This is a genomic window from Vibrio sp. ZF57, assembly GCF_001691235.1.
Lineage (GTDB): Bacteria > Pseudomonadota > Gammaproteobacteria > Enterobacterales > Vibrionaceae > Vibrio > Vibrio crassostreae_C.
In genome coordinates this window covers 128,424-154,517 of record NZ_MAKD01000097.1, presented here as the reverse complement: position 1 = coordinate 154,517, position 26,094 = coordinate 128,424, and the positions used below count along the sequence as shown (strand labels likewise).

The window sequence follows — 26,094 nt, the reverse complement described above, 5'->3', positions numbered from 1 at the left end:
GGTCAATCGCAAGAAGTGAGCGATCAACCACAGTCTGTATACAGTATTCTGTTACGCGTTTTGCATCTTATTAATGTCTAACTGTAACGATTCCAACTGCTTCGCTACTCGACCAACATCGCCTGCACCCTGCGTTAAAACAAGGTCACCGCCTTGAATTACGTTGGCTAAAGCCGATGGCAGTGCGTTGATATCGGCAACAAAGATTGGGTCTATCTTACCACGCCCACGAATAGTTCGACTTAATGAACGTCCGTCAGCCCCTGCAATAGGTTTCTCACCTGCAGAATAAACATCTAACAGAATTAGGACATCAACCTGCTCAAGAACGTTCGCGAAATCATCATACAGATCGCGAGTACGGCTATAACGGTGCGGTTGGAAGATCATAACAAGACGTTTATCAGTCCAGCCACTACGAGCAGCTTGAATCGTCACATCAACTTCGGTTGGGTGATGACCGTAATCATCGACCAGCATTGCAACGCCTTTACCTGTTTCATACTCACCTAGGTGATCGAAACGGCGACCCGTGCCTTCCGTTCCCGCCATCGCTTTGAGAATCGCTTCATCGCTGATGTCATCTTCTGTTGCAACAGCAATCGCAGCCGATGCATTCAATGCGTTGTGGCGACCTGGAATGTTCAACGTGATATCTAAGTTAGCTTTACCTTCACGTACAACCGTAAACTTGCCTTGTTGACCTTCTTGTACGTAGTTTTTAATACGAATATCTGCGTCTTCAGAGAAGCCGTAAGTAATCACTTGGCGGCTCACCTGAGGGATAAGTTCACGTACAACAGGATCATCTACACACATCACAGCCTGGCCGTAGAACGGCAGGTTGTGTAGGAAATCGATAAATGTCTGCTTTAGCGTTTCGAAATCGCCGCCATAGGTATCCATATGATCCGCTTCAATGTTTGTCACGATACTAACCATAGGTTGCAGATGTAAGAATGACGCATCACTTTCATCAGCTTCAGCGATAAGGATACGGCTTGAACCTAAACGTGCGTTTGTGCCTGCACTTTTCACCAAACCACCGTTTACGAAGGTTGGATCTAGGCCGGCTTCCGAGTAAATCTGTGTCACTAGCGCAGTCGTGGTTGTTTTACCGTGCGTACCTGCCACAGCAATACCGTGACGAAAACGCATCAGCTCAGCCAGCATTTCTGCACGACGAACGATCGGTGTGCGCGCTTCACGAGCTGCAATAATTTCTGGGTTTTCTTCGTTGATAGCGGTTGAAACAACCACCACACTTGCGTCGGCAACGTTACTCGCTTGGTGACCGATATAAACGGTCGCACCCTTGCTAACTAAACGATCAGTCACTGGGTTTTGAGCAATATCAGAACCCGTGATCTGGTAGCCTTCATTTAGCAAGACTTCAGCAATCCCGCTCATTCCGGCACCACCAATACCAATGAAGTGGATAGATTTAACACGGCGCATCTCTGGCACCATTGCACGGATTTGCGCTAAGTCTTGGGTATGTTCAATCGTCATCAATTCAATCTCATTATTTTGCTAAAGCTTTAATCGCTTCAGCGACGGTCACATCAGCATCAAGCTTGGCGGCTTGACGAGCTTTTGTTGCCATCATTTTTAATTCATTTCTATCAAGCTGCGCGATAGTGTTCGCTAGCTTATCAGCCGTTAGTTGAGGCTGTTCAATCATTAACGCTGCGCCACATTCAACTAAATGGTCGGCATTCAACGCTTGTTGTCTGTCTTTGTGCATAAACGGAACGAAGATAGAACCGACACCTGCCGCAGACACTTCTGATACGGTTAATGCACCTGAGCGACACACTAATAGATCTGCCCACTCATAAGCTTGCGCCACATCATCAATAAATTCAGTCACTTGAACATTACCAACAGAATGTGATTTGTATTGCTCAATAACTTGTTGTTGATTGTTCTTACCCGCTTGGTGCATCACAGTGAAGCCTTCACCAAGCTGCGCCATCGTTACTGGCAAGGTATCGTTTAGGATTTTTGCGCCCTGACTGCCGCCCATAACCAAGATGCGGATGTCACCATCACGCTCAGCCATGCGTTGCTCGGGTTCAGCTAAGGCAACCACATCTTCGCGTACTGGGTTACCCACCACTTCTGCAGTAGGAAACGCACCAGGGAAAGCTTGGAAAACCTTTTTAGCAATCTTAGACAGCCATTGGTTGGTTAAACCTGCCACTGCATTTTGTTCATGCAGAACCACTGGAATGCCAGACAACCATGCCGCGATACCACCCGGGCCACTCACGTAACCACCCATGCCAAGTACCACATCAGGCTGCCATGCTTTAATGTGTTGTCTTGCTTGAAGTATGGCATTAATAATCTGGAACGGCGCTTTAATTAACTTGCTAATGCCTTGACCACGCAGGCCTTTCACTTTGATGAAGTCGATTTCAATGCCATGCTTTGGCACTAAATCCGCTTCCATTCTGTCTGCTGTGCCTAACCAGCGAATTTCCCAACCTTGTTGCTGAAGCTTTTTCGCTACTGCTAACCCTGGGAAAACGTGACCGCCAGTACCACCAGCCATCACTAAAAGTTTTTTGTTTTGTTTCATCACGTTAGATTCTTATTCTACTAATTCGTTTTGACTATCAGCTTGTTCTTTTTGTTGCATTCGGCATTCGTGGTCAATGCGCAGCAGCATTGATACCGCCACAGACATAACAATTAAACTCGAACCACCATAACTGATTAGCGGTAGGGTTAGACCTTTGGTCGGAACGATGCCAGATGCAGCACCTACGTTAACAAGCGTCTGAAACGCAAACCAAATACCAATACCAAAAGCCAGATAGCCGCTGAACACTTGATCGTGTTCAAAGGCTTTTTTACCTATCAGAATGGCTTTTAACACCAAGCTGAAGATCAACATTAATACTAAGGTAACACCGACAAAGCCAAGCTCTTCAGCCAACACAGCAAATACAAAATCGGTATGCGCTTCTGGTAAGTATTCGAGTTTTTGAATCGAGTTACCAAGCCCTTGCCCCATCCAATCACCACGGCCAAACGCCATCAATGACTGAGTTAACTGGTAACCACTGCCGAACGGGTCGTTCCAAGGTTCCCAGAATGAGGTAACACGTCGAACACGATAAGGTTCTATAACAATCAAACCGACGACCGCGGCAATACCTGCCACCATCAAGGCGATAAACTGTGAAAGCTTGGCACCAGCAATGAATAGCATGCCGAACAGGGTCACTAGCATTACGACCACAGTACCTAAATCGGGCTGGCCTAGCAGCAGCACGGCAAAAGCGCCGAATACCATGATCGGTTTACCAAAACCACCGAAGAAGGTTTTTCTCACTTCATCTTGCTTCCGAACCAAGTAGCCCGCCATAAAGATAAACAGCGATAACTTGGCGACTTCAGCGGGTTGTAAGTTAAATAGCCCTAATGGGATCCAACGCGATGCGCCGTTAACCGACTTACCGACGGCTAATACCACAATCAGCAAGAAGAAGGACAAGCCCAGTAGATACATACTGTATTGAAACCAGCGTTGCATCGGGATTTGCAATATGACGCTAGAGACACCTAACGCCAATACAAGGAAGATGGCATGACGGAACATAAAGTGAAACGGCTGATCGGTTAAACGAGCACTGATGGGGAACGAAGCAGACGTCACCATCACCAAACCTGTCAGCATTAGCCCAAGAGCAATCCACACCAATTGACGATCGTAAAGCGCCTCGGGAGTAGCACGGTTTAGCCACTGCCAGATGGATTGATTAATCTCTTTGACTCTTTGCACTGAATGTTAGTCCTTCAACACGTTAAGCATACTCATGAGCAAGCTCAGTGAACGCATCACCTCTTGCCATGAAATTATTAAATTGATCGAAGCTTGCGCACGCCGGAGACAGCATCACCATATCTCCAGCCACCAGCTGTGGCGAGATAGATTCGATTATCTGCTGCATGGTATCGAACTTTTGTGCCGATGGGTGCAGAGGCATGAATTGATCTGCATCTTCACCGAAACAACACAGCTGAACACGCTCAAGTTGCGCCAATACTGGTTCAAGCTCACTAAAGTCAGCACCTTTACCAACGCCGCCAACCAAAAGATATAACGTACCTTGATACTCCAACCCAGACAGGGCTGCCAATGTGCTGGCTACATTCGTTGCTTTGGAGTCATTAACCCATTTGATTTCGCGCTTGTCAGCCACGACTTGGCAACGATGCGTCAAACCGTTATAGGCCTTCAAAGCATCAAGACTTTTGCTGTAGTCGATACCAACTTGCTTCAATAGTGCAAGTGAGACTAACGCATTCGCCACATTGTGACGTCCAACCAATGTTAAATCTTGGGTAGCAAGGACAGGTTTACCGTGATCGACCAACCACTCAGTACTATCAATCGTTGATACACCAAACTCTTGGTTATCTAGGCCAAAAGTCAACAATGGCATTGTCTGGTCAGGGTAAGTCTCTTTGTCTTCACGATTAACAGTCGCACACTGCGCGTTATTAAAGATTCTTAACTTGGCCTCACGGTAATCAGCCATGCCTTGATAGCGATCCATATGATCTTCAGACAGATTTAAGAATGCCGCAGCGGCAAGTTTTAAATTCGATGTAGTTTCTAACTGAAAACTTGAAAGTTCAAGGACATATAAATCCGCATCAAGTTCTAGAAGGTCTAGGGCAGGAATGCCAATATTGCCGCCAACGCCAACATTAAGCCCAGCAGCCTTAGCAAGCACACCAGTCAGATCAGTCACGGTACTCTTACCGTTTGAACCAGTAATCGCCACAACAGGCTTATCTACAGCCCAACCAAACAGCTCGATGTCGCCAACGACAGGCGTACCCGCTTGAAGCACATCTTGAATTTCAGGTGTCGCTAAAGCAATGCCTGGGTTAGCAACCACCAGATCAGCCTCAGCTAGCCATTGGCTATTCCAGCTTCCAGAATGCAGCTCAACCGACTCAGGCAAAGATTCCTTTCCTGGTGGTAGCTCTCGCGTATCAATTACCTTTACGCAAGTATGGGGCTGATATTTTACGAGATGTTTAACGACAGAGAGCCCGGTAATACCGAGCCCCACAACCACTACATTTTGAATATTTTGCCAACGTTCCATTTAAACAAGATGCTCTTAATAGTTTTAAAGAGCCCCTATTCAGAGGCTCATACAGGATTAACGAACTTTCAGTGTCGCTAGGCCAACCAGTACTAATACCATTGAGATTATCCAAAAACGCACGATAACACGCGGCTCTGGCCAACCTTTAAGTTCATAGTGGTGGTGAATCGGTGCCATGCGGAAAATACGCTGACCACGCAATTTGTAAGAGCCCACCTGCAGAATCACTGACAGAGTCTCCATTACAAACACACCACCCATGATCACTAGTACCAACTCTTGACGAACGAGTACCGCAATCACACCTAACGCACCACCCAGTGCTAGAGAGCCAACATCGCCCATGAATACTTGTGCTGGGTAAGTGTTAAACCATAGGAAGCCAAGGCCTGCACCAACGATAGCAGTACATACCACCACCAGTTCAGAGGTGTATGGGATGTATGGAATGTGTAGGTATGCTGCAAAGTTAACGTTACCTGTCGCCCAAGCGATAACAGCAAAACCCGCAGCAACCATAACCGTTGGCATAATCGCCAAGCCATCTAGGCCATCAGTTAGGTTTACCGCGTTACTGGTACCCACAATAACAAAGTAAGTTAGAACAATGTACAGTAAACCAAGTTGTGGCATCACATCTTTAAAGAAAGGCACCACTAATTGTGTCGCAGCAGTGTCTTGCCCATGAGCATACAGAGCAAACGCCACAACCAATGCAATAGCCGATTGCCAGAAGTACTTCCAACGCGCAATCAAGCCATCAGTGTTCTTACGAACGACTTTACGATAATCATCAACAAAACCAACTGCACCGTAACCGCCTAGCACGACAAGTACGGCCCAAACGTAAGGGTTTGATAAGTCAGCCCAAAGTAAGACCGTAATGATGATCGCAGCAAGGATCATCACACCACCCATGGTTGGTGTACCACGCTTACTGAAGTGAGATTCTGGGCCGTCATTACGAACAACTTGGCCAATTTGCAGCATTTGCAGACGCTCAATTAAACGAGGTCCCATCCACAGCGACAGACATAAAGCCGTCAAAATGCTCGCGATTGCACGAAACGATAAGTATTCGAACAAACGGAAAAAAGAAAAGTGTGGCTGTAGTAGCTCTGCAAGCCAAATTATCATGAAAAGTTCTCCTTTAAAGCAGCGGCTATTTTACTCATTCCTGCACTATTGGCGCCTTTTACCAACAAGGTATGTGGCGCGTTTTCTGGCAAGCTCAAGTGCTGCTCTATGTGCGCGATCATCGCTTCATGCGTTGCAAAGTGAGTGCCGTTACACACTTCACTAATCACCTTGGTATCATCACCGTAAGTGAGTACATGCTCAAAAGCGAATGGGGCAGCATATTCACCGACTTGACGGTGAAGTGCAAGGCTTTCATCGCCTAACTCAGCCATATTGCCTAAAATCAACCAACGCTGACCTTTGAAGCTCGACAACAATTTAGCTGCAGCCTTCATTGCCGGTACACTGGCGTTGTAACTGTCATCTATCAGCTTGATATTCTGACTTAATTGTTGAACCTCAACTCGGCCTTTAACTGAGATAAGATTCGCTAAACCGCTTTTAATTTCTGCAAGCGTGGCACCGAATTGAATGCTCAGTGCTGCTGCGGCTAATGCGTTGGCTACATTGTGCTGACCAATAATGCCAAGTTCGACATCGATAGCGCCTTGCGGGGTCTGCATATCAAAGCAAGCTTCACCCTGCTCGTTGATGCGAATATTCGTCGAAAAGTAATCCGCCGTGTCATCACTTTCAGAAAAGGTCAGTACGTTTTTGTCTGCAAGCACATCTTTCCAGAAGTCACCACCATTGCTCTCTAGGTTAACAATAGCAGTATCACCAGCAGCAAGCCCCTGAAAAATTTCGCCTTTCGCTTGTTTAACACCATCAATTGAGCCAAAGCCCTCTAGATGCGCGGCAGCAACGTTATTCACTAAGGCCACCTGTGGTTTCACAAGCTGCGTGGTATAGGCAATTTCACCAATGTGGTTCGCGCCCAGTTCTATCACGGCATAGTCGTCATTGGGTTCACTGCGCAGCAAGGTTAGTGGTACTCCAATATCATTATTGAAGTTACCCGCTGTAAACAGCACTTTGCCACGTTGTTGTAGAATACTCGCGACCATCTCTTTGACGGTCGTTTTGCCACAGCTTCCTGTTATCGCCATGGTTGGCACGTTACATTGTTTGTGGATCCAAGCACTTAGCTGACCTAAAGCAAGTTTAGTGTCTTCAACAACAACTTGAGTAATATTTAGGTCAAGTTTTCGTTGAACTAATAACGCACTCGCATTGGCCTCAACAGCCTGACCACAAAAATCATGCGCATCAAAACGTTCACCTACAAGAGCAACAAACAGTGCACCTTCTTCAACGGTGCGAGTATCGGTAGAAACCGCATTGATCAAACTATTGCTCGATTTGCCAGCCTCTATCAGCTGACCGTACACCGCTGAGCAGATCTGCTCGAGTGATACATCAATCATTATGAAATACCTAAAAGTTGTAGTGCTGACTCTCGATCCGAATAGTGGATCGTTTTGTCTTTCAATACTTGGTAATCCTCATGGCCTTTACCTGCCAGAAGAATAATGTCGTTATTACCCGCCTGCTCTAGAGCAAACTTAACCGCCTGAAAGCGATCGTGTTCAACAAAGGCGACTTCAGGCTCACTTAAACCTGCCAGCATGTCTTTAACAATCAATGCCGGGTCTTCACTGCGAGGGTTGTCATCTGAAATAATAATGTTATCGGCGAACTGCTCTGCGGTAACCGCCATCATAGGGCGCTTGCCTGTATCTCGATCACCACCGCAGCCAAAGATTGCCCATAGCTTTCCAGAGCAATGTACACGTAGTGCTGCCAATGCTTTCTCTAAAGCGTCTGGCGTATGCGCGTAATCGACAACCACTTTTGCTTTGTTCGGCACTTGGAACAGTTCCATACGACCAATCACAGGTTGCAACTGAGGCGCAGTGTCGACCAAGATTTGCTTATCGATACCTAATGACAGCAAGCTCGCAAAGGCAACCAGTACATTTGATGCGTTGAACTGACCAATTAATGGAACCGAAAGATCGCCTTGTCCCCAGCTACCATCAAAAGACATCTGAATGCCTGTTTCTGCATAAGCGACATCAGATGCCCACACCGACTGTTGGTAACCAGACAACGGAAGCAATGAAACGGCTATTGCATTGGACAAATCTGACATCCATGCCTTGCCTATTTCATCATCTACATTGATCACTGCATGTTTGCATTTATGTTGAGTAAACAGGCTCTTCTTAGCCAACGCGTACTCTTCCATCGTACCGTGGTAATCCAGGTGATCTCGGCTCAGGTTAGTAAATACGCCAACCTCAAAATCCAAAGCTTTTACTCGGCCTTGAACCAAACCATGAGAAGAGATTTCCATCGCTGTGTAAGCCGCGTTTTCTTCCGCTAACTCACTCAGCGTACGTTGTATTTCAATCGCACTACCGGTCGTATTCGCCGCCGTTTTAAGGTTGTCAAGAAAACCGTTACCCGTGGTGCCCATTACCGCAGAGCGTTGGCCGACTAAATCTAGCCACTGAGCAATCAATTGGGTGATAGTGGTTTTGCCATTGGTGCCGGTAACACCAATCAGCTTAGTCGCCTGAGACGAGTAAACACGACCGGCCAACTCAGATAACACCAAGTTAAGGTCTTTAATGTAAACAACCGGAACAGCATCCAACCACTCAATCAGACCATGGGCCTTTTCAGCATCAGCTTGTGCGATAACGGCATTGGCTCCCTGTGAGACCGCTTTGTCAATGAAACGACGGCCATCAACAGCATGCCCAACTACAGCAACAAAAATATCGCCGTCTTTGATGGCACGACTATCCAACTCCAACTGTTCAACGGCAATCGCATCCAGCTCAGGTGAACTAAAGTCACCCCAAGGAGAAAGTAAAGATGACAGCGTGAGGCTATTACTCATATTGAATCCTGATTGGCTCTATTCTTGAAACTTGTTTTCATCAGCAGGGACATTCAGAATTTGCAGTGCGCCCTTCATGATTTCAGAAAAAACAGGGGCTGCGACCGAGCCACCATAGTAGAGGTCACCTTGAGGTTCATTGATCATCACAACCAAAGAGACTCTTGGGTCACTCACTGGAGCAACACCTGCGGTATAGGCGAAGTACTCGTCTCCATAACCACCGGAAATCGCTTTTCTAGATGTACCTGTTTTTGCTGCTACTCGGTAACCCGGCACGGCAGCTCTTGTCGCTGTACCGCCCTTTTGGGTTACGCCTTCTAGCATGTTCAAAACCAACTCAGCATTTTCGCGCTTGATGATCTGTTTTGAGAAATCTTGGTCGTTGCTTTTAACGATATGGATAGGTTCGTAAACACCGTGATTCGCTAACGTCGCATAGGCATGAGCCAATTGCAGCGGAGTAATCGCTAGACCATAACCAAAGGATAAGGTAGCGATTTCAAACTTAGACCAGCGTCGACGGTTCGGGAAAATACCCGCGGTCTCACCGACTAGATTCAGCCCAGACATCTCGCCAAGACCAACAGAACTGTACATGCCCAGTAGCGCTTCAAGTGGCATATCCAGTGCTAACTTCGCCACACCGATGTTACTCGACTTCTTAAGGATTAACGCCAAGTCTGCCTTACCAACTTTGGAAGTATCACGTACACGGCTACCACCGATTTGCATGATGCCGTTACCCGTATCAATTACAGTATCAGCATCCGCGGTACCATTTTCGAGAGCGGCAAGAACAACAAACGGCTTAACCGTCGAACCTGGCTCAAAAGCATCGGTGATCACGCGGTTACGCATCTTAAAGCTTTGTAAATCAGCACGATTGTTTGGGTTGTAAGACGGTGCGTTAACCATGGCCAAAACCGCACCCGTTTTTACGTCTAATAAGATGGCAGATCCAGACGTCGCCTTGTGATCGGCTACCGCCTGTTTAATCGCTCGGTAGGCGATCGCTTGTAATCGTTGATCGATCGTTAGCTCGAGTGGTTTACCTTCTTCACGCTCTTCTAGTGCAATGTTTTCAACTACTCGCCCGTAACGGTCTTTACGGATTGTACGTTTACCTGCTTCACCCGTGAGCCACTTATCGTAGCTGCGCTCGACACCTTCTAGGCCGTGTCCATCAATTCCGGTCACACCAATAAGATGCGCGCTGACTTCACCGGCTGGGTAATAACGACGTGATTCTGCTTTAAGACCAATACCCACCAGCTTTAAGTCGCGGATGTATTTCGCCATTGCTGGGCTAACTTGTCTTTGCAGGTAAATAAATCGACGGGATTTGTTGCTAGAGATCTTGTCGATCATCGATTGTCGCTCTAAGCCAAGTACATCGGCTAACGCGTACCAACGATCAATTTGGGCCATGCCATTTTTATCGAAGATGGTTTTCGGGTCAGCCCATACCGCCTCAACAGGCACACTGACGGCAAGTGGTTCGCCATTGCGGTCTGAAATAATACCGCGGGCAGAAGGAATAGCCTTAACACGTACAGAACGAAGGTCGCCCTGACGAATTAAGTTATCTGGTTCAATGACTTGGATGTAAGCCACACGACCTACTAGTACAGAAAAGGCAACCAACACAAAAGCAATAACGACGTTGAAACGCCATTTAATCAGAATTGGATCCGAGTCCTTTTCGCTCTTCACTCGCTCTTTCGTTGGTTTCTTAACGGCTTTCGCGGGGGCTTTTTCCTTTTTTCCGGTCATTTCAGTGTGATCACAACTTCTTTGTCGGAGTCTGGACGTTTCATGTCTAGCTCTCGTTTTGCCGATGCTTGAACGCGGCTATGTTCAGCCAGAGCCGTCTCTTCAAGCATTAAATTTCGCCATTCATTATCAAGCTGTTCACGCTCACTCAATGCCATGTCTTTTTGCGTGATTGCCTGACGTGACATGTGTGTCGTGAGAACGACCCCCATCGCGCTCGCGAAGATACAGATAAGCAGCACCAATGGGACTTTACCCACGGAGATCAAATCAAAAAATATTATCTTGGCTAAGTTAGGTTTGGAGGTCTTCATTGACTATAGCTTTTCTGCGATTCGTAATACTGAGCTACGCGAACGAGTATTCTCATCCACTTCATCTTTAGAAGGCTTGATCGCTTTACCAACAGGCTTAAGATCAGCACTGCCTAGCGCTTTGATCTGCTCTTCTGTTAGTGGCAGGCCATGTGGTACTTGCGGACCTTGGCTCTCTTTACGGATAAAGCGCTTCACCATGCGGTCTTCAAGAGAGTGAAAGCTAATAACAGACAAACGGCCTTGAGGAGCAAGAATGCTTGCTGCGCCTTTCAGGGCTGTATCGATCTCTTCAAGTTCACTGTTGATGTAGATACGGAAGGCTTGGAAAGCACGTGTTGCTGGGTGCTTTTTCTCTTTGAAGCTTTTTGGAGCTACATCCGAGATAAGCTTAGCCAACTGACCAGTGCGCGTTAGTGGTTCGTTCTCTTCATTCTCTTGATAAGCAATGATGCCTTTCGCGATACGACGAGCGTGTTTGTCTTCACCGAACTCACGAATAACCCATGTGATGTCATCAAGATCGGCTTCAACTAACCACTGAGAGACAGGAATACCGGTTGTTGGGTCCATACGCATATCAAGCGGACCGTCTTTCATGAAGCTAAAGCCACGCTCAGCGTCATCTAGCTGTGGTGAAGAAACACCTAGATCCAGTAACACACCATCCACTTGACCGACTAAGTCATAACGCTCCGCATATTCAGCCATACCTGAGAACGGGCCGTGAATAATCGTAAAACGAGGGTCATCAATCTTTTGCGCTTCTGCAATCGCTTGTGGATCGCGGTCAATACTAAAGAGTCGTCCATTCTCGCCCAGTTTAGACAGGATTGTACGGCTGTGACCACCACGGCCAAAAGTACCATCGATGTAGGTACCGTCAGGTTTGATCGCAAGTCCGTCAATAGATTCGTTAAGCAATACTGAAATATGTTTGAATGCTTCTGTCATAGTCTTCTCAGTGAGTGGATTGAGCCATTAGTTCGGCAATAATTTGTTCTATTAACGTTTTAGTGTACTGATTTCACGCCGTATCTCCACCATATTGTGTATAGGCTTTGGGAATTTTTGACCCAAGCTCATATCAGGATGAAGGATTCTAAGGAAATCTAAATAATTTACGTCAATATAAAGCAAAAAACCCATCACTACCGTTAAGTAATGATGGGTTCTTTATATAGGTGGAGTTGACACATACGCCGGGTTCTGTTCCGCTTGCGCGGCGGTAACCATTCGTCTAGGCCTGCAATCGCTCACAGGCTCAAGCAATCTACCCGCCCCCATACGCGAGCAACGCAATGTGAGGGCCTATTTGATCTTGCTCCGGGTGGAGTTTACCTTGCTACGAACTGTTGCCAGTCGCACGGTGCGCTCTTACCGCACCCTTTCAGCCTTACCTGTGCCCCTTCCGAAGAAATGAGGCCATCGGCGGTCTTCTCTCTGCTGCACTTGTCGTGGGCTCGCGCCCCCCAGACGTTATCTGGCACCCTGCTCTATGGAGCCCGGACGTTCCTCCCCTCTACCAGTCTCCCGAAGGACATCAGCAAAGCAGCGATTACCCGTTCAACTCCGAGGGCGGATTGTATAGAGATTAGAGTGCAGTGTCTAGCGAGATCACAAATATGCTGCAAACCGCTAAGTAAACGCATGAATTTCACACAATCCAGACAAAAAAAGAGGAATGAAGGGACGACCTTCATTCCTCACAAGCTTTAAAATAGCACTCTAGCGACTTATACACTGAGCAGCTATTTATCTATTCAGCGTTAACCATCTAGGTGCTCAAGGCCCCACTTGTACAGCGCGTTCTTTTTCAGGTTGTAGATTTCAGCTGTCATTGCCGCCGCTTTTTTAAGAGGTAACTCTTTAGTTAGGATACCCAGAGTACGAGTCGCTTCGTCTGGCAGTTCTGTGCTCGCTTCTTCACGATGACCATGAATCAGTAACACCATCTCACCGCGCTTACGGTTCGAATCTTCTTCAATCCACTCAATCAACTCACCCAGTGGCAATCCTTGAATTGTTTCGAATGTCTTAGTCAGCTCACGTGCCAAGACAACTTCACGGTCTGGGCCTAAGATCTCAAGCATATCTTGTAGAGAATCTGAGATTCGATGTGGTGATTCGTAGAAGATACACGTGCGCTCTGCTTTCGCGATCTCTAGGAACTTATCTTTACGACCTTTGCTCTTTGGCGGCAAAAAGCCTTCAAAGCTGAAACGATCAGACGGTAAACCAGACGCACTCAATGCCGTAATCACTGCACAAGCACCAGGAAGTGGCACAACTCTCACACCCGCTTGACGACATTGTGAGACAAGATGGTAACCTGGGTCACTGATTAAAGGTGTACCCGCATCAGAGACTAATGCGATAGACTGACCTTCTAATAACCTTTCGACTAGAACTTGCGCTTTAGTTTGTTCATTATGATCATGTAAAGCGAACGTTCTGGTTGATATATTGAAGTGAGCAAGCAGCTTACCCGTGTGGCGTGTGTCTTCAGCTGCAATAACATCGACACTTGATAAAATTTCAATTGCTCTTTGAGTGATATCTCCCAAATTTCCGATTGGGGTTGGCACAATGTAGAGAGTTGGGCTCTCTGTGAGCAAGGTTTTGTTATCTGTCATTTGTTTACCATCACTTCAACGATTAATATAGATACAAATTTATACGGAATTTAAAGAACTCATGGCAACGATGAACCATAAGAGACTCAGTGTACCACGCTTACTAACTCCAATTGCATTAGCAATTACATTGGCGGCTTGTTCTTCAGGTCCTCAAGCACCAACGAGCGTTGATATTACACTAGATCCAGCGCAATCAACTGAAAGTTACATGATGCAGGCGGATAGTAGCAAAGGAAGTCTACAAAACGACTGGTTAATCATGGCGCTTAAGGCTTCTGTGCAAGTTGGAAAAACCGATCAAGCAACTCTGCTGATTAAACGCTTAGCAAAACAAGAGCTGAGCGAAACGCAACAAGCGGAATGGCAATTAGCGCGCGCTCAGCTGCTGGTGAATAACTCACAGCCAGATCAAGCTTATAGCCAACTAAACTTCCAGCCTTGGTGGAAGCTTCCGAACGAGCAGTGGAAAGATTATCACGAGCTACGCGCGAACATCTCAGAGATGAAGAGTGAGTATTTCGAGGCAAGCCGTGAGTTAGTGCTCTATTCAGAGTACCTAGAGGCTGACGACGAGCTTCAACAGCAAACTGCCGACCGTATTTGGCAAAACCTGAATAGCTACTCTCAATACGAGATTCTAGAACTGAAAACATCACCGACAGAAGATGTGCTTTCAGGTTGGTTACAACTGGCAATCTACATGAAGACGCTGAACTCAAATCTTCCAAACCTGCAGGAAACCTTATCGGATTGGTTAGCCGAGAATCCTCAGCACCCAGCTGCTACTTACACACCTCAGGCGATCACCGACATCTTGGCGCTAGAGATCAGCAAGCCAACCAGCACTGCACTGTTGCTGCCGCTAACGGGTAAATACGGTAAGCAAGCACAACTGGTACGTGATGGCTTCATCTTTGCGATGATGAACGACAAAGAACGCGAAGAAGATGCAACGCTGACAGTAATGGATACCAACGTGCAAAGTGCTGCTGAGATTAAAGCGACACTGGAAGAGAACAACGTTGATTTCATTGTGGGTCCGCTGATCAAGAGCAACATTACTAAGCTTCAGCAAGCGCAGAAAAACCACGAGAATTCGATTCCAGCTTTAGCTCTGAACATTCCAACGCAACTAGAACCTGATACCAATATTTGCTATCTCGCTCTATCGCCTGAACAAGAAGTTGCTCAGGCAGCGAAACACCTATTTGCTCAAGGCTACAAGTATCCGCTTATCCTTGCGCCAAGAGGACGTTTAGGTGAGCGTGTTGAGCAAGCGTTTAAAGAAGAGTGGAAAAAATACAGTAGCAACGATGTTGCTATCAGCTTGTTCTCTGACAAACGCCAACTGCAACGTAATGTGAATCAGGTATTCGGCTTGCAAGAGAGCCAACAGCGTATCGCTCAAATGGACGGATTACTGAACCTAGACCTAGAAACCGAGCCACGCAGCCGTCGTGATATCGATTCTGTCTACATTGTGGCTAAGAACTCAGAGCTAACACTAATCAAACCCTTCATTGAAGTTGCAATTAACCCAGATGCGAGCCAACCCGCTCTGTTCTCAAACTCACGCAGCAACAGCGGTGATAAGCAGTATGAAGACCTAACCGGCGTATTCTACAGCGACATCCCACTATTGGTTGAGAACAAAAACGAGCTTAATAAAGAGCTAAACGACCTATGGCCTGCACACTCAAACGGCCAAAAGCGTCTGCAAGCACTGGGAATGGATGCATACTACCTAATGGATGCACTGCCACAGATGAAAGCCGTACAAGGTTACAGCATTCCAGGTGAAACGGGTGTGCTAACCATCGATAACAACTGTGTGGTTCAACGTGAAATCAGCTGGGCAGAGCATGGGGCTTTTTAGCCGAAAGTTCCTATCCAAACCAACCATCACCCACAAACAAGTGGGTGATAAATACGAGGCCGTGGCAAAATCTTATCTGATTAACCACGGTTTATCGTTAATAGAACAAAACTTCATAGCAAAATGTGGCGAGATTGATCTTATAATGCGCCATAACAATACGGTTGTGTTTGCTGAGGTAAAATACCGCAAGCAAACCCGCTACGGACATGCCGCTGAAATGGTGACTGCCAAGAAGTCACAGAAACTGCTCAAAACAGCCAATGTTTGGCTTATGCAGCAAGGCTTGTCGGTGCACTCTACAGATTTCAGGTTTGATATTGTTGCCATTGAAGGGCCGAATGACACTATCGACTGGATTCAAAACGCGATTACCCAAGGATAAACATGCTAGACAGCATTAAAGAAAGTTTCACAGAAAGTATTCAAATCCAAATTGCGGCTGCAGAAGCTCTGCCTGACGCAATCACGCATGCCGCTCAAGCAATGGTTGCGACCTTGCTTAACGGAAACAAAATTCTTTGTTGTGGTAATGGTGGTTCGGCGTCGAATGCTCAGCAATTTGTATCGTGCCTACTCAACCGGTTTGAAACAGAGCGCCCTAGCCTTCCAGCGATGGCACTCACAGCAGATAACACCACGCTAACGGCTGTGGCTAACGACTACCACTATGAAGAGATCTTCTCTAAGCAGGTACGTGCATTCGGTCAAACTGGCGATATTCTGTTGGCTATCTCGACTAGCGGTAACAGCAAGAACATCATCAAGGCAATGGAAGCGGCGGTAACTCGCGACATGACCATCATCGCCTTTACCGGTAAAGATGGTGGTGAGATGGCAGGTTTGCTTGGTGAACACGATGTAGAGATTCGTATCCCGTCACACCGTACAGCGCGCATTCATGAAGTACACATGGTGACACTGCACTGCCTATGTGACCTAATCGATCAAGTACTCTTCCCTGCCCACGAAGAGTGATATACGGAGCATCACAATGAAATCATTAACCTCTATGAGGCTTTTTAAGCTGATTAATGTTTCGCTACTTACACTGTCTCTGTCTGGTTGTGCTGGCATTTTCATTGCTGGTGCTGCAACTACTGCAAACCTAGTCACGGATACGCGAACAACCAAAGAGATTTGGAACGACAACAACATCGAATTTGAAGTTGCAGCGATTACCAATAAACAACCATTCCGTGGCAATGTACGTGTCACCGCAAGCTCATACCGAGGTTCAGTGGTGTTGATGGGGCAAGCAACCACAGATTCAGAACGTCGCGCTTTTGAAAACCAAGCCAAAGAAGTGGCTGGCGTTGAGAGCATCCACAATCAAGTTCGAGTGAAAGAACCTTTGTCTGTAAGTGCTATCAGTAAAGACAGCTGGATTACCACTAAGGTGAAATCAGCTCTGCTTGCGAATGCTGAGCTTAACGGCATCAAAGTAAAAGTGATTACTGAGGATTCTGAAGTATTCCTACTTGGACTCGTGACTAGAGAGCATGCCGATATCGCGACAGAAGTTGCGCGTAACATATCTGGCGTAAAACAGGTTATTCGAGCGTTTGAATACGGTGAAGAAGAGACGGCTGTTAACTAGCCGTAAGCCAGTCAACTAAATGCGATATAGCAGAAAAGAAAAAGCAGCGACGAGTCGCTGCTTTTTTATTTGGTTCGTTATCTAATACCAATCGTAGTAAATAATCTATCATTCTAGCTTGTTAAAAATCTCGATAACTGCGTTAGAATTTTTGATTGTAGAATAACTACTTATCAAAAAATTCCGCCTTGCTCTCAAGCTTTTTTCCTGCGCTATTTCTGATCACTTACTTACTGTGATTGGTATAACTAACGTTATTTGATAACACGAAGGCTTGGGCGACCTTTCGCTGGACGAGGTGGCTCAGGATCTGAGTCTGGCTCTTCAGCATCTACGTCTGCCGTTGCTACGCTCAAAGATGGGCCTTTTTCTGGTTCTTCAAAAGGACTTTCTTCAATCCCTTCTTCAAACGCTTCCATGTAAGCCTCTTCAGGTTCAAACATGGTACCAGCACCATTTTCACGAGCATAAATCGCTTGTACTGCGTAAAGCGGAACGATCACAGAGTGTGGACGACCACTAAAGCGAGCACTAAACGTCACAGCTTCGTTACCCAGTTCAAGTTGTCCAACCGCACGAGGCGCGATGTTCAGAATGATCTGACCATCTTGAACAAACTCTTCTGGAACTCGCACACCCGGTAATGTTGCTTCAACAACAAGGTGTGGAGTTAGTTCGTTATCAACCAGCCACTCATAAAATGCACGAAGCATGTATGGTCGGCGTGGAGTCATATTAGAAATATCCATAAACGCTTAGCGAACGAGTCGCATCTCACGCTCAGCTTCAGTTAGAGAAGCTAGGAATGAATCACGTTCGAATACGCGGTTCATGTAAATCTTAAGCTCTTTAGAACCAGGACCAATTAGTTCGATACCAAGCTCAGGTAAACGCCATAATAGCGGAGCTAGGTAACAATCAATTAGGCTAAACTCTTCGCTCATGAAGTATTCATACTCAGCGAAGATAGGAGCAAGAGTCAGTAGGTCGTTGCGCAGTTTAACGCGAGCTGCTTCAGATTCTTCAGCGTTGCCTTTAACGATCTTCTCTGCAACTGAATACCAGTTACGCTCAATGCGGTACATCATTAGACGGCTGTTACCACGAGCAACCGGGTATACAGGCATCAACGGTGGGTGAGGGAAACGCTCATCTAGGTATTCCATGATGATCTTCGAGTCATATAGAGCAAGCTCACGATCAACAAGAGTAGGTACTGATTTGTACGGGTTCAGTTCAACAAGCTCTGCTGGTAGATTTTTTTCATCAACCAACTCAACTTCAACACTTACGCCTTTTTCAGCAAGAACGATGCGCACCTGATGGCTATACATATCAGAAGCACTTGAGAAAAGAGTCATTACAGAACGTTTATTGGCAGCTACAGCCATGGAGCCCTCCAGTACACTTTAAATAAAAACAATGGAGGCCTAAAGCCTCCATTGAACATTAACATAATTTGGGAATTAGCACGGTATTATAGCACAATTAGTGCACATCACGCCAATACTCTTTCTTCAGCAAAATCACGATGATAGTGAAGATTACTAAGAAGGCCATTACCCACCAACCCATAGCGTGACGCTCAAGTTGAACTGGGTCGCCCGAGTAAACCAAAAAGTTAACAAGGTCACGAACTGCTTCGTCGTATTCACCAGCACTTAATTCGCCAGAGCCGTCAGTCTCAGTGCCAACAACAACCGTCACTTCCTCGCCATCTACCATATGAGTATCGTAGATTGGTGTTGGGATACCTTGCAGTTCTTCAAGAACGTGCGGCATACCAACGCTTGGGAAAACAATGTTGTTCACGCCAAATGGACGAGACGGATCTTCATAGAAAGTACGAAGGTAAGTGTACAGCCAGTCTGCGCCACGAACACGAGCAACCAATGTTAGGTCTGGTGGCGGAGCACCAAACCAACTTGCCGCTTGATCAGAAGGCATAGCATTAACCATCAAGTCACCGATTTTCGCTTCAGGGTCGAAAATCAGATTTTCCTTCATAAGATCAACGGGGATCTCTAAATCATTCGCAACACGTTCATAGCGCTGGTACTGCGTTGAGTGACAAGCGAAACAGTAGTTCATGAACATCTTAGCGCCATTTTGCAATGAAGCTTTGTCTGTTAAATCATTGTTCGCTTTGTCTAATGGTACGTTTGCACCCGCTGCCATCACCAGTGACGGCAACATAGCAAATAAAATTACAATCCACTTTTTCATTTGAATGTCACCCTTTCTGGTAATGGTTTCGTCGCTTCATTTTTACTGTAGAACCACAGTAGAACGAAGAACATGAAGTAACCTAAGCTAAAGATTTGAGCCAGTAGCGTGTATGTTGGCGTTGCTGGAAGCGCACCAAGTACACCAAGCGCAATAAAGCTTATTGTGAATTGGATGATGTTAATCAAATGCAGTTTGCTACGGTAACGGTAAGAACGCACTTTACAACGGTCGAACCATGGTAGTAGGAATAGCACAACAATAGATGCGCCCATTGCTACAACACCTAGCAACTTATCAGGAACAGCACGCAGAATTGCGTAAAACGGCGTGAAGTACCATACCGGAGCGATGTGCTCTGGTGTTTTCAGTGGGTTAGCAGCTTCAAAGTTTGGCGGCTCAAGGAAGAATCCACCCATCTCTGGGTTAAAGAACAGCACATAACAGAAGAAGAATAGGAAACCGGCCACACCAACCATATCTTTCACGGTCCCGTATGGGTGGAAAGGAATAGAGTCAATGATGTCGTATTTCTTAGTGTAATCCTTGTGGAATGGGAACTGCGTTTTGTAGTCGTCGCCCATTGTGCCTTTAGGAAGTTTCGTCTCAATACCGTCTGGGTTGTTCGAACCCACTTCGTGCAGTGCTAGTACGTGAAGTACGATAAGCAGCAGAAGTACAATTGGTAGAGCGATAACGTGCAGTGCGAAGAAACGGTTCAGCGTTGCACCAGAGATGATGTAGTCACCACGGATCCAAAGCGTTAGGTCATCACCGATAACAGGGATCGCACCAAACAGAGAAATGATTACCTGAGCACCCCAGTAAGACATTTGACCCCATGGTAGTAGGTAACCCATGAAAGCCTCAGCCATAAGCACTAAGAAGATCAACATACCGAAGATCCAAAGTAGCTCACGAGGCTTTTGGTAAGAACCATAGATTAGGCCACGGAACATGTGCAGGTAGATAACAACGAAGAATGCCGAAGCACCTGTTGAGTGCATGTAACGTAGTAGCCAACCGTATTCCACATCACGCATGATGTATTCAACAGAAGCAAATGCACCCTCACCTGACGGTACGTAGTTCATTGTTAGCCAAATACCCGTAAGGATTTGGTTAACCAATACCAACATTGCCAAAGAACCGAAAAGGTACCAAAAGTTAAAGTTCTTAGGCATTGGGTATTCAGATAAATGCTTTTTATACGCATTCATCGCGGGTAGACGTTTCTCTACCCAATCAAGCAATCCTTGCATTACGCGTCTCCCTCGTCCACACCGATCATGATCTTAGTGTCACTCAAATACATATGCTTTGGTACAACAAGATTCAATGGAGCTGGTACGCCTTGGAATACTCGACCTGCCATATCAAACTTTGAACCATGACAAGGACAGAAGAAACCAGACTTAACACCCTGAACTTGTTCTGCAAAAGAATCCGGCAGGTAAGTTGGAGAACAACCTAAGTGCGTACAGAAACCAACAGCAACGAAGAATTCCGGCTTAATTGAACGGAACTCGTTCTGTGCGTATTCTGGTTGTTGTTCAGCTTCAGATTGAGGGTCACGAAGTTGACCACCGATCGATTTTAGGTTTTCTAGTACCGACTCAGCACGGCGTACAACCCATACAGGTTTACCTTGCCACTCGACACGAACCATTTGTCCCGGTTCTAACTTACTGACTTCCACTTCCACCGGCGCGCCCGCAGCTTTCGCCTTGGCACTCGGATTCCATGATTTAATAAAAGGCACGGCTACAGCAGCTGCTCCTAAACCACCAACAACGGCTGTTGTTGCGGTTAAGAAACGCCTGCGACCGTTATTTAAAGGCGCGTTGCTCATCCAAACATTCTCCCATTTGCTCCTTGTGGATTGAAATAATTCCGATTAAAGAGCATGGCTAACAAAATATGTATTTAGTTCTATTTATTGACGGCAAATGATAAATAAAACCCTACTTTTTGACAAGATAAAGCTACCTTTTTGTAACAATCATGAGGCAAAGCGCACATTGGGTTACAAAAGCTTTCAAAATATAAGAATTTGGAAATAAAACGAGGAAGGGAAAGCGTTTAGAGGGGGTATAAAAACAAAAAGCCCGGCATATAGCCGAGCTTTGAACCACAATTCCAGTCGTAAAACTGGGGGCGTGTACTTTTTCGTAAAGAAAAATTAACGCTTAGAGAATTGAGGTTTACGACGTGCTTTACGTAGACCAACTTTCTTACGTTCAACGCAACGAGCGTCACGAGTAACGTAGCCAGCTGCACGTAGAGCAGGACGTAGAGTTTCATCGTACTCCATAAGAGCGCGAGTGATACCGTGGCGGATTGCGCCAGCTTGACCAGAAATACCACCACCAGAAACAGTGATGTAAAGGTCAAGTTTCTCAGTTAGTTCAACTAGCTCAAGAGGTTGCTTAACAACCATACGAGAAGTTGGACGACCGAAGTAAACATCAAGGCTACGCTTGTTGATTACGATCTCACCAGAGCCTGGTTTGATGAAAACACGAGCTGCTGAGCTTTTGCGACGACCAGTGCCGTAGTATTGATTCTCTGCCATTTTCATAATCCCCTTAGATGTCTAGTACTTGTGGCTGTTGAGCAACATGGTTGTGCTCAGTACCAGCGTACACTTTAAGCTTACGGTACATCGCGCGGCCTAGAGGACCACGTGGAAGCATACCTTTAACTGCTAGTTCTAGAACCATTTCTGGTTTCTTAGCAATTAGCTTTTCAAAAGTGATAGTTTTAAGACCACCTGGGAACTCTGAGTGACGGTAGTAAACCTTACCCTTAGCTTTGTTACCAGTTACAGCAACTTTCTCAGCGTTAACAACGATGATGTAATCACCAGTGTCTACGTGAGGAGTGTATTCTGCTTTGTGCTTGCCGCGTAGGCGAGAAGCGATTTCACTTGCTAGACGGCCAAGAGTTTTGCCTTCAGCGTCTACAACATACCAGTCGCGTTTTACAGTTTCTGGTTTAGCAACGAAAGTTTTCATGCTAATAATTACCTATTTAAAAAATTTACACTTAAGGAATACTCGCGTATTCCCACTGTCTAAGAGTTACCATTCATCACCCCTTCGAGTGTTGGAAAACTCTTGGCATAACGTGATTTTACTCATCGCTAGAGGCCCGCAGTAACGGTAGGTCGCAGGATTATAGAGAAGAGCGAAGAAAAAATCACCTCTTTTTGAACAAAATCACGATTTTTTTAATTCTATTTCTTATTCGAGATAATCAAAGCTAACTTAAGTGTTCTTTTGCCAAATATTCATGGCTCTGCATTTCAATTAAACGCGACTGACAACGTTTAAATTCAAACTCTAGCTGACCATGGGTGTATAGCTTTTCTAGCTCCACTTCCGCTGAAATAATCAGCTTCACATTGCGCTCGTAGAACTCATCAACTAATGCAATGAAGCGCCTCGCAGCGTCATCTGAAGTCGCGCCCATTTGCAATACATCCGCCAATAGAACTGTGTGATAAACCCGAGACAACTCAATATAGTCGTTCTGGCTACGAGCCGACTGACAAAGCTGAGCAAAGGTACCATGCAGTACGCCATCACTCGCTTCGACTACATCTAATTGACGGTGGTTAACCTCTATCTGCTTAAGCTTCTCTTTATCTTCACCAACGAGCTGAGCGTAATACTTTTCGAGATTAATATTCGCTTGGCTATCTAGCGGGTAATGGTAAATCTCAGCCTGTTCTAAGGTACGTAGACGATAGTCAATACCACTATCGACATTAAGGATATGACAGTTGTCTTGAATGAGCTTGATGGCAGGTAAGAAACGCGCTCGCTGTAACCCGTTGCGATACAGATCCGCAGGTGGAATATTAGAGGTCGCAACCAAGATAGCGTTTCGAGCGAATAACTCTTGGAACAAGGTTCCTAGGATCATCGCATCGGTGATGTCTGAAACAAAGAATTCGTCGAAACAGATAATGTCCGCTTCTTCCTTCAACTTGTCTGCGACTAAAGGCAATGGATCACTCACATTACCTAGCGCCTTTAGCTCATCATGAACTCGATACATAAAGCGGTGAAAGTGAACACGCATTTTTTTAGTGGTCGGTAAGGCATCATAGAACGTATCCATTAGGTACGTTTTCCCTCGCCCTACGCCACCCCAAAAATAGAGACCTTTCGGTGGTTGTGGCAGTTCTGGCTTTTTGCCTAGTAATTTCTGGAAGCGAGTCAGTTGAGGAATGGGCGTATTCATGTAATCTTGAAATTGATGAAAGAGTTCATCTAAAGATTTTACGGCTTGCTCTTGTGCTGGATCTCTTTGAAATCCATGTTCTTTTATATCTTGTTCGTATTTTTTAATGGGATTCATGACGACATTTCCACAATGAAAGCAATATCAGACAACAACTAAAAATGAGCCCAAACAGTACGAGGAATAACGTGATGTGGTGAATAATGCAGCATCAAACTGCTAACTAGCGCACACGCATTTCTCTTTATACTGCGGCTTTCTCATAGTACCATGGAGCCGTATCACGTGTAACTAAGCAGTAACAAACATGTTAAAAAACAATAATAAGGAGCTGTTATGCCTTGGATGTATGCCGTTGCCGGTTTACTAGTCGGAGTTATTTTAGGGGTCGCTATTTCTCGTCTCATGACACCTGAATACAAAAAACAAAAGAACGTACAGAAAGAATTGGATAGCGCAAAGTTTGCCCTTGAGCAGCAGCGACAAGAGCTGGCTGATCACTTTGCGAAATCAGCAGAAATGTTGGACACATTAGGTAAAGACTACACAAAACTGTACCAGCACATGGAAAAAACAAGCTCAGAGCTGATTCCTAACCTGCCAGAGCAAGATAACCCGTTTGTGAAAACAGCCGCTGCCCATTCGGACAAGCCACAAGAGAAGCCTTCAGTAAAAGAGGCGACACTTGAGGAACAACCGAAAGATTACGCTAATGGCGCAACCGGTTTATTTACAGAGCAGAAGAAAGAAATCATGAATGCTCCCGATGTTGTTACAGCAAAAGCATCGTAAACATTTAACACTTCTGTGAACTTTACAAAGGTTTTTGAGTCATAACTTTCACTCAGGTCATTTGAAACTTATCATACTTATTAAACGTATAAGAGGGTTAAGACCTTAACTAGAGAGGAGTTTATGATGAAAAAACCTTTGCTTGCTTTATCAGTGCTAACTTTAAGCTTAAGTTCAATCATCACCCCCATTAAAGCAACAGCCGCACTGCCATTAAGTGTGGGTAATGAACAATTACCGAGCCTTGCTCCTATGCTTGAACAAGTGACCCCCGCTGTGGTTAGTATTGCCGTAGAAGGCAAACAGGTACAACGTCAGCAAATCCCTGAACAATTTCAATTCTTTTTTGGTCCAGAACAAACACGAGAGCGTCCCTTCCGCGGATTAGGCTCTGGTGTCATCATTGACGCCGAGAAAGGTCATATCGTGACCAATTACCATGTCATTAATGGTGCGGACGATATCAAAGTAAAACTGCATGATGGTCGAGAGTACGATGCTGAGCTAATCGGCGGCGACCAGATGTCTGATATCGCACTGCTAAAATTAGAAGAAGCCAAAAACCTGACCCAGATAAAAGTCGCAGACTCAGACAAACTAAGAGTTGGTGATTTTAGTGTCGCGATCGGTAACCCATTCGGACTTGGGCAAACCGTGACATCCGGTATTGTTTCTGCACTCGGCCGTAGCGGCCTGAATCTAGAAAACTTTGAAAACTTCATTCAAACCGATGCAGCAATCAACAGCGGCAACTCTGGTGGTGCGCTAGTGAACCTTAACGGTGAGCTAATTGGTATCAACACCGCCATTCTTGGCCCTAACGGAGGTAATGTCGGTATCGGCTTTGCAATCCCTTCTAATATGATGACAAACCTGACAGAACAAATTCTCGACTTCGGTGAAGTAAAACGCGGCATGCTTGGCGTTCAAGGCGGAGAAGTGACCTCTGAATTGGCAGAAGCACTCGGTTATGAATCAAGCAAGGGCGCCTTTGTTAGCCAAATCGTCCCTGACAGCGCAGCCGATAAAGCAGGACTGAAAGCGGGCGATATTATTGTCTCTATTAATGGCAAACGCATTGATACCTTCAGCGAGTTAAGAGCTAAGGTCGCAACACTCGGCGCTGGTAAGCAGATTGAACTGGGTGTGGTTCGTGACGGTAAGAGCAAAACCTTTGATGTGACGCTTGGTGAATCCACCAATAATAAAACACAAGCTGAGAAGCTCCATGAAGGACTAGCTGGTGCTGAGTTAACCAACACAACAGAGAGTGACTCTGCAACGGGCGTCAAGGTATCGAATGTTGCTCAAGGTTCACCAGCCGAAGCCTATCAACTCCTGAAAGATGACATCATCATCGGAGTAAACCGCCAGCCCGTTAAGAACCTTGCTGAGTTTAGAGAGATTCTTGAAAAACAACCTGGTGTACTGGCGCTTAATATCCAGCGAGGCGACCGAACTATCTATCTTGTGATTCGATAGTCTTACGTC

25 protein-coding genes and 1 other RNA gene are annotated in these 26,094 nt (G+C 45.9%); 6 read left to right on the top strand and 20 right to left on the bottom strand.

Annotated features, from left to right (window positions below; genetic code table 11):
* Nucleotides 1-51 precede the first annotated feature (51 nt).
* From murC to rsmI, 12 genes are all read right to left on the bottom strand, one after another.
* Entirely contained in the window at nt 52-1,512 is a 1,461-nt protein-coding gene (gene murC / locus A6D97_RS14995) for a UDP-N-acetylmuramate--L-alanine ligase (RefSeq protein WP_065584712.1), read from the bottom strand.
* Between the two features lie 13 nt (nt 1,513-1,525).
* Nucleotides 1,526-2,587: an undecaprenyldiphospho-muramoylpentapeptide beta-N-acetylglucosaminyltransferase gene (gene murG, locus A6D97_RS14990; RefSeq protein ID WP_017062898.1), complete on the bottom strand. Its 1,062-nt coding sequence runs from the start codon at nt 2,585-2,587 to the stop codon at nt 1,526-1,528.
* 12 nt (nt 2,588-2,599) lie between these two features.
* The gene (gene ftsW / locus A6D97_RS14985; protein WP_065584711.1) at nt 2,600-3,796 is read right to left on the bottom strand and encodes a cell division protein FtsW; all 1,197 of its coding nucleotides are present in this window, start codon (nt 3,794-3,796) and stop codon (nt 2,600-2,602) included.
* 22 nt (nt 3,797-3,818) lie between these two features.
* The gene (gene murD, locus A6D97_RS14980) at nt 3,819-5,135 is read right to left on the bottom strand and encodes a UDP-N-acetylmuramoyl-L-alanine--D-glutamate ligase (RefSeq protein WP_065584710.1); all 1,317 of its coding nucleotides are present in this window, start codon (nt 5,133-5,135) and stop codon (nt 3,819-3,821) included.
* A 57-nt stretch (nt 5,136-5,192) separates the two neighbouring features.
* A complete protein-coding gene (gene mraY / locus A6D97_RS14975; protein ID WP_017059284.1) occupies nt 5,193-6,275 on the bottom strand; it encodes a phospho-N-acetylmuramoyl-pentapeptide-transferase in 1,083 nt (360 codons plus the stop codon).
* Complete coding sequence (murF, locus tag A6D97_RS14970; protein WP_017070828.1) at nt 6,272-7,645, bottom strand: UDP-N-acetylmuramoyl-tripeptide--D-alanyl-D-alanine ligase; 1,374 nt, start codon at nt 7,643-7,645, stop codon at nt 6,272-6,274. Before murF ends, mraY begins: the two co-directional genes overlap by 4 nt.
* Nucleotides 7,645-9,129 (bottom strand): UDP-N-acetylmuramoyl-L-alanyl-D-glutamate--2,6-diaminopimelate ligase, encoded by a 1,485-nt coding sequence (murE, locus tag A6D97_RS14965; RefSeq protein ID WP_065584709.1) that lies wholly within the window; start codon nt 9,127-9,129, stop codon nt 7,645-7,647. The genes murF and murE overlap by 1 nt, the downstream gene beginning before the upstream one ends.
* A gap of 18 nt (nt 9,130-9,147) precedes the next feature.
* A complete protein-coding gene (locus A6D97_RS14960; RefSeq protein WP_065584708.1) occupies nt 9,148-10,905 on the bottom strand; it encodes a penicillin-binding transpeptidase domain-containing protein in 1,758 nt (585 codons plus the stop codon).
* A complete protein-coding gene (gene ftsL, locus A6D97_RS14955; protein ID WP_017062901.1) occupies nt 10,902-11,219 on the bottom strand; it encodes a cell division protein FtsL in 318 nt (105 codons plus the stop codon). The genes A6D97_RS14960 and ftsL overlap by 4 nt, the downstream gene beginning before the upstream one ends.
* Nucleotides 11,220-11,222: 3 nt before the next feature.
* Complete coding sequence (gene rsmH / locus A6D97_RS14950; RefSeq protein ID WP_017062902.1) at nt 11,223-12,173, bottom strand: 16S rRNA (cytosine(1402)-N(4))-methyltransferase RsmH; 951 nt, start codon at nt 12,171-12,173, stop codon at nt 11,223-11,225.
* Nucleotides 12,174-12,401: 228 nt separating this feature from the next.
* Nucleotides 12,402-12,793, bottom strand: an RNA gene (gene rnpB, locus A6D97_RS14945) — RNase P RNA component class A.
* A 195-nt stretch (nt 12,794-12,988) separates the two neighbouring features.
* Nucleotides 12,989-13,855, bottom strand: coding sequence for a 16S rRNA (cytidine(1402)-2'-O)-methyltransferase (gene rsmI, locus A6D97_RS14940; RefSeq protein WP_017062903.1), 867 nt, complete (start codon nt 13,853-13,855; stop codon nt 12,989-12,991).
* 61 nt (nt 13,856-13,916) lie between these two features.
* Between rsmI and A6D97_RS14935 the strand changes: the two genes are divergently transcribed.
* The 4 genes from A6D97_RS14935 to A6D97_RS14920 are packed head-to-tail and all read left to right on the top strand — an operon-like array spanning nt 13,917 to nt 17,334.
* A complete protein-coding gene (locus tag A6D97_RS14935; RefSeq protein ID WP_065584707.1) occupies nt 13,917-15,734 on the top strand; it encodes a penicillin-binding protein activator in 1,818 nt (605 codons plus the stop codon).
* Complete coding sequence (locus tag A6D97_RS14930; RefSeq protein ID WP_065584706.1) at nt 15,721-16,119, top strand: YraN family protein; 399 nt, start codon at nt 15,721-15,723, stop codon at nt 16,117-16,119. The genes A6D97_RS14935 and A6D97_RS14930 overlap by 14 nt, the downstream gene beginning before the upstream one ends.
* Nucleotides 16,120-16,121: 2 nt before the next feature.
* Nucleotides 16,122-16,712 carry a phosphoheptose isomerase gene (locus A6D97_RS14925; protein WP_004729817.1) on the top strand — a complete coding sequence of 197 codons (591 nt, stop codon included), beginning with the start codon at nt 16,122-16,124 and terminating at the stop codon, nt 16,710-16,712.
* A gap of 16 nt (nt 16,713-16,728) precedes the next feature.
* Entirely contained in the window at nt 16,729-17,334 is a 606-nt protein-coding gene (locus tag A6D97_RS14920) for a BON domain-containing protein (RefSeq protein WP_017062905.1), read from the top strand.
* A gap of 254 nt (nt 17,335-17,588) precedes the next feature.
* On the opposite strand, the gene sspB is transcribed toward A6D97_RS14920, so the two are convergent.
* The 8 genes from sspB to zapE form a co-directional block, all read right to left on the bottom strand.
* Complete coding sequence (sspB, locus tag A6D97_RS14915; RefSeq protein WP_017072808.1) at nt 17,589-18,083, bottom strand: ClpXP protease specificity-enhancing factor; 495 nt, start codon at nt 18,081-18,083, stop codon at nt 17,589-17,591.
* A gap of 6 nt (nt 18,084-18,089) precedes the next feature.
* Entirely contained in the window at nt 18,090-18,725 is a 636-nt protein-coding gene (gene sspA, locus A6D97_RS14910; protein WP_009848943.1) for a stringent starvation protein SspA, read from the bottom strand.
* A 97-nt stretch (nt 18,726-18,822) separates the two neighbouring features.
* Nucleotides 18,823-19,560, bottom strand: coding sequence for a cytochrome c1 (locus tag A6D97_RS14905; RefSeq protein WP_017061436.1), 738 nt, complete (start codon nt 19,558-19,560; stop codon nt 18,823-18,825).
* Entirely contained in the window at nt 19,557-20,822 is a 1,266-nt protein-coding gene (locus A6D97_RS14900) for a cytochrome bc complex cytochrome b subunit (RefSeq protein ID WP_017061435.1), read from the bottom strand. The genes A6D97_RS14905 and A6D97_RS14900 overlap by 4 nt, the downstream gene beginning before the upstream one ends.
* Nucleotides 20,822-21,412, bottom strand: coding sequence for a ubiquinol-cytochrome c reductase iron-sulfur subunit (gene petA, locus A6D97_RS14895; RefSeq protein ID WP_017061434.1), 591 nt, complete (start codon nt 21,410-21,412; stop codon nt 20,822-20,824). Before petA ends, A6D97_RS14900 begins: the two co-directional genes overlap by 1 nt.
* A gap of 330 nt (nt 21,413-21,742) precedes the next feature.
* Entirely contained in the window at nt 21,743-22,135 is a 393-nt protein-coding gene (gene rpsI, locus A6D97_RS14890; protein WP_004740758.1) for a 30S ribosomal protein S9, read from the bottom strand.
* A gap of 13 nt (nt 22,136-22,148) precedes the next feature.
* Entirely contained in the window at nt 22,149-22,577 is a 429-nt protein-coding gene (rplM, locus tag A6D97_RS14885; RefSeq protein WP_010434689.1) for a 50S ribosomal protein L13, read from the bottom strand.
* 247 nt (nt 22,578-22,824) lie between these two features.
* The gene (zapE, locus tag A6D97_RS14880) at nt 22,825-23,928 is read right to left on the bottom strand and encodes a cell division protein ZapE (RefSeq protein WP_017061433.1); all 1,104 of its coding nucleotides are present in this window, start codon (nt 23,926-23,928) and stop codon (nt 22,825-22,827) included.
* A gap of 219 nt (nt 23,929-24,147) precedes the next feature.
* Here zapE and zapG point away from each other — a divergent pair, with 219 nt between their 5' ends.
* Both zapG and A6D97_RS14870 read left to right on the top strand, forming a co-directional pair.
* Nucleotides 24,148-24,603 (top strand): Z-ring associated protein ZapG, encoded by a 456-nt coding sequence (gene zapG, locus A6D97_RS14875; protein WP_017061432.1) that lies wholly within the window; start codon nt 24,148-24,150, stop codon nt 24,601-24,603.
* 126 nt (nt 24,604-24,729) lie between these two features.
* Complete coding sequence (locus A6D97_RS14870) at nt 24,730-26,085, top strand: Do family serine endopeptidase (protein ID WP_017061431.1); 1,356 nt, start codon at nt 24,730-24,732, stop codon at nt 26,083-26,085.
* Nucleotides 26,086-26,094 lie beyond the last annotated feature (9 nt).

Excerpts from the sequence above, each read along its gene's own strand:
- murC (WP_065584712.1), bottom strand. The coding sequence starts at position 1,512 with ATGACGATTGAACATACCCAAGACTTAGCGCAAATCCGTGCAATGGTG.
- murG (WP_017062898.1), bottom strand. The coding sequence starts at position 2,587 with ATGAAACAAAACAAAAAACTTTTAGTGATGGCTGGTGGTACTGGCGGT.
- murD (WP_065584710.1), bottom strand. The coding sequence starts at position 5,135 with ATGGAACGTTGGCAAAATATTCAAAATGTAGTGGTTGTGGGGCTCGGT.
- mraY (WP_017059284.1), bottom strand. The coding sequence starts at position 6,275 with ATGATAATTTGGCTTGCAGAGCTACTACAGCCACACTTTTCTTTTTTC.
- murF (WP_017070828.1), bottom strand. The coding sequence starts at position 7,645 with ATGATTGATGTATCACTCGAGCAGATCTGCTCAGCGGTGTACGGTCAG.
- murE (WP_065584709.1), bottom strand. The coding sequence starts at position 9,129 with ATGAGTAATAGCCTCACGCTGTCATCTTTACTTTCTCCTTGGGGTGAC.
- A6D97_RS14960 (WP_065584708.1), bottom strand. The coding sequence starts at position 10,905 with ATGACCGGAAAAAAGGAAAAAGCCCCCGCGAAAGCCGTTAAGAAACCA.
- ftsL (WP_017062901.1), bottom strand. The coding sequence starts at position 11,219 with ATGAAGACCTCCAAACCTAACTTAGCCAAGATAATATTTTTTGATTTG.
- rsmH (WP_017062902.1), bottom strand. The coding sequence starts at position 12,173 with ATGACAGAAGCATTCAAACATATTTCAGTATTGCTTAACGAATCTATT.
- rsmI (WP_017062903.1), bottom strand. The coding sequence starts at position 13,855 with ATGACAGATAACAAAACCTTGCTCACAGAGAGCCCAACTCTCTACATT.
- A6D97_RS14935 (WP_065584707.1), top strand. The coding sequence starts at position 13,917 with ATGGCAACGATGAACCATAAGAGACTCAGTGTACCACGCTTACTAACT.
- A6D97_RS14930 (WP_065584706.1), top strand. The coding sequence starts at position 15,721 with ATGGGGCTTTTTAGCCGAAAGTTCCTATCCAAACCAACCATCACCCAC.
- A6D97_RS14925 (WP_004729817.1), top strand. The coding sequence starts at position 16,122 with ATGCTAGACAGCATTAAAGAAAGTTTCACAGAAAGTATTCAAATCCAA.
- A6D97_RS14920 (WP_017062905.1), top strand. The coding sequence starts at position 16,729 with ATGAAATCATTAACCTCTATGAGGCTTTTTAAGCTGATTAATGTTTCG.
- sspB (WP_017072808.1), bottom strand. The coding sequence starts at position 18,083 with ATGGATATTTCTAATATGACTCCACGCCGACCATACATGCTTCGTGCA.
- sspA (WP_009848943.1), bottom strand. The coding sequence starts at position 18,725 with ATGGCTGTAGCTGCCAATAAACGTTCTGTAATGACTCTTTTCTCAAGT.
- A6D97_RS14905 (WP_017061436.1), bottom strand. The coding sequence starts at position 19,560 with ATGAAAAAGTGGATTGTAATTTTATTTGCTATGTTGCCGTCACTGGTG.
- A6D97_RS14900 (WP_017061435.1), bottom strand. The coding sequence starts at position 20,822 with ATGCAAGGATTGCTTGATTGGGTAGAGAAACGTCTACCCGCGATGAAT.
- petA (WP_017061434.1), bottom strand. The coding sequence starts at position 21,412 with ATGAGCAACGCGCCTTTAAATAACGGTCGCAGGCGTTTCTTAACCGCA.
- rpsI (WP_004740758.1), bottom strand. The coding sequence starts at position 22,135 with ATGGCAGAGAATCAATACTACGGCACTGGTCGTCGCAAAAGCTCAGCA.
- rplM (WP_010434689.1), bottom strand. The coding sequence starts at position 22,577 with ATGAAAACTTTCGTTGCTAAACCAGAAACTGTAAAACGCGACTGGTAT.
- zapE (WP_017061433.1), bottom strand. The coding sequence starts at position 23,928 with ATGAATCCCATTAAAAAATACGAACAAGATATAAAAGAACATGGATTT.
- zapG (WP_017061432.1), top strand. The coding sequence starts at position 24,148 with ATGCCTTGGATGTATGCCGTTGCCGGTTTACTAGTCGGAGTTATTTTA.
- A6D97_RS14870 (WP_017061431.1), top strand. The coding sequence starts at position 24,730 with ATGAAAAAACCTTTGCTTGCTTTATCAGTGCTAACTTTAAGCTTAAGT.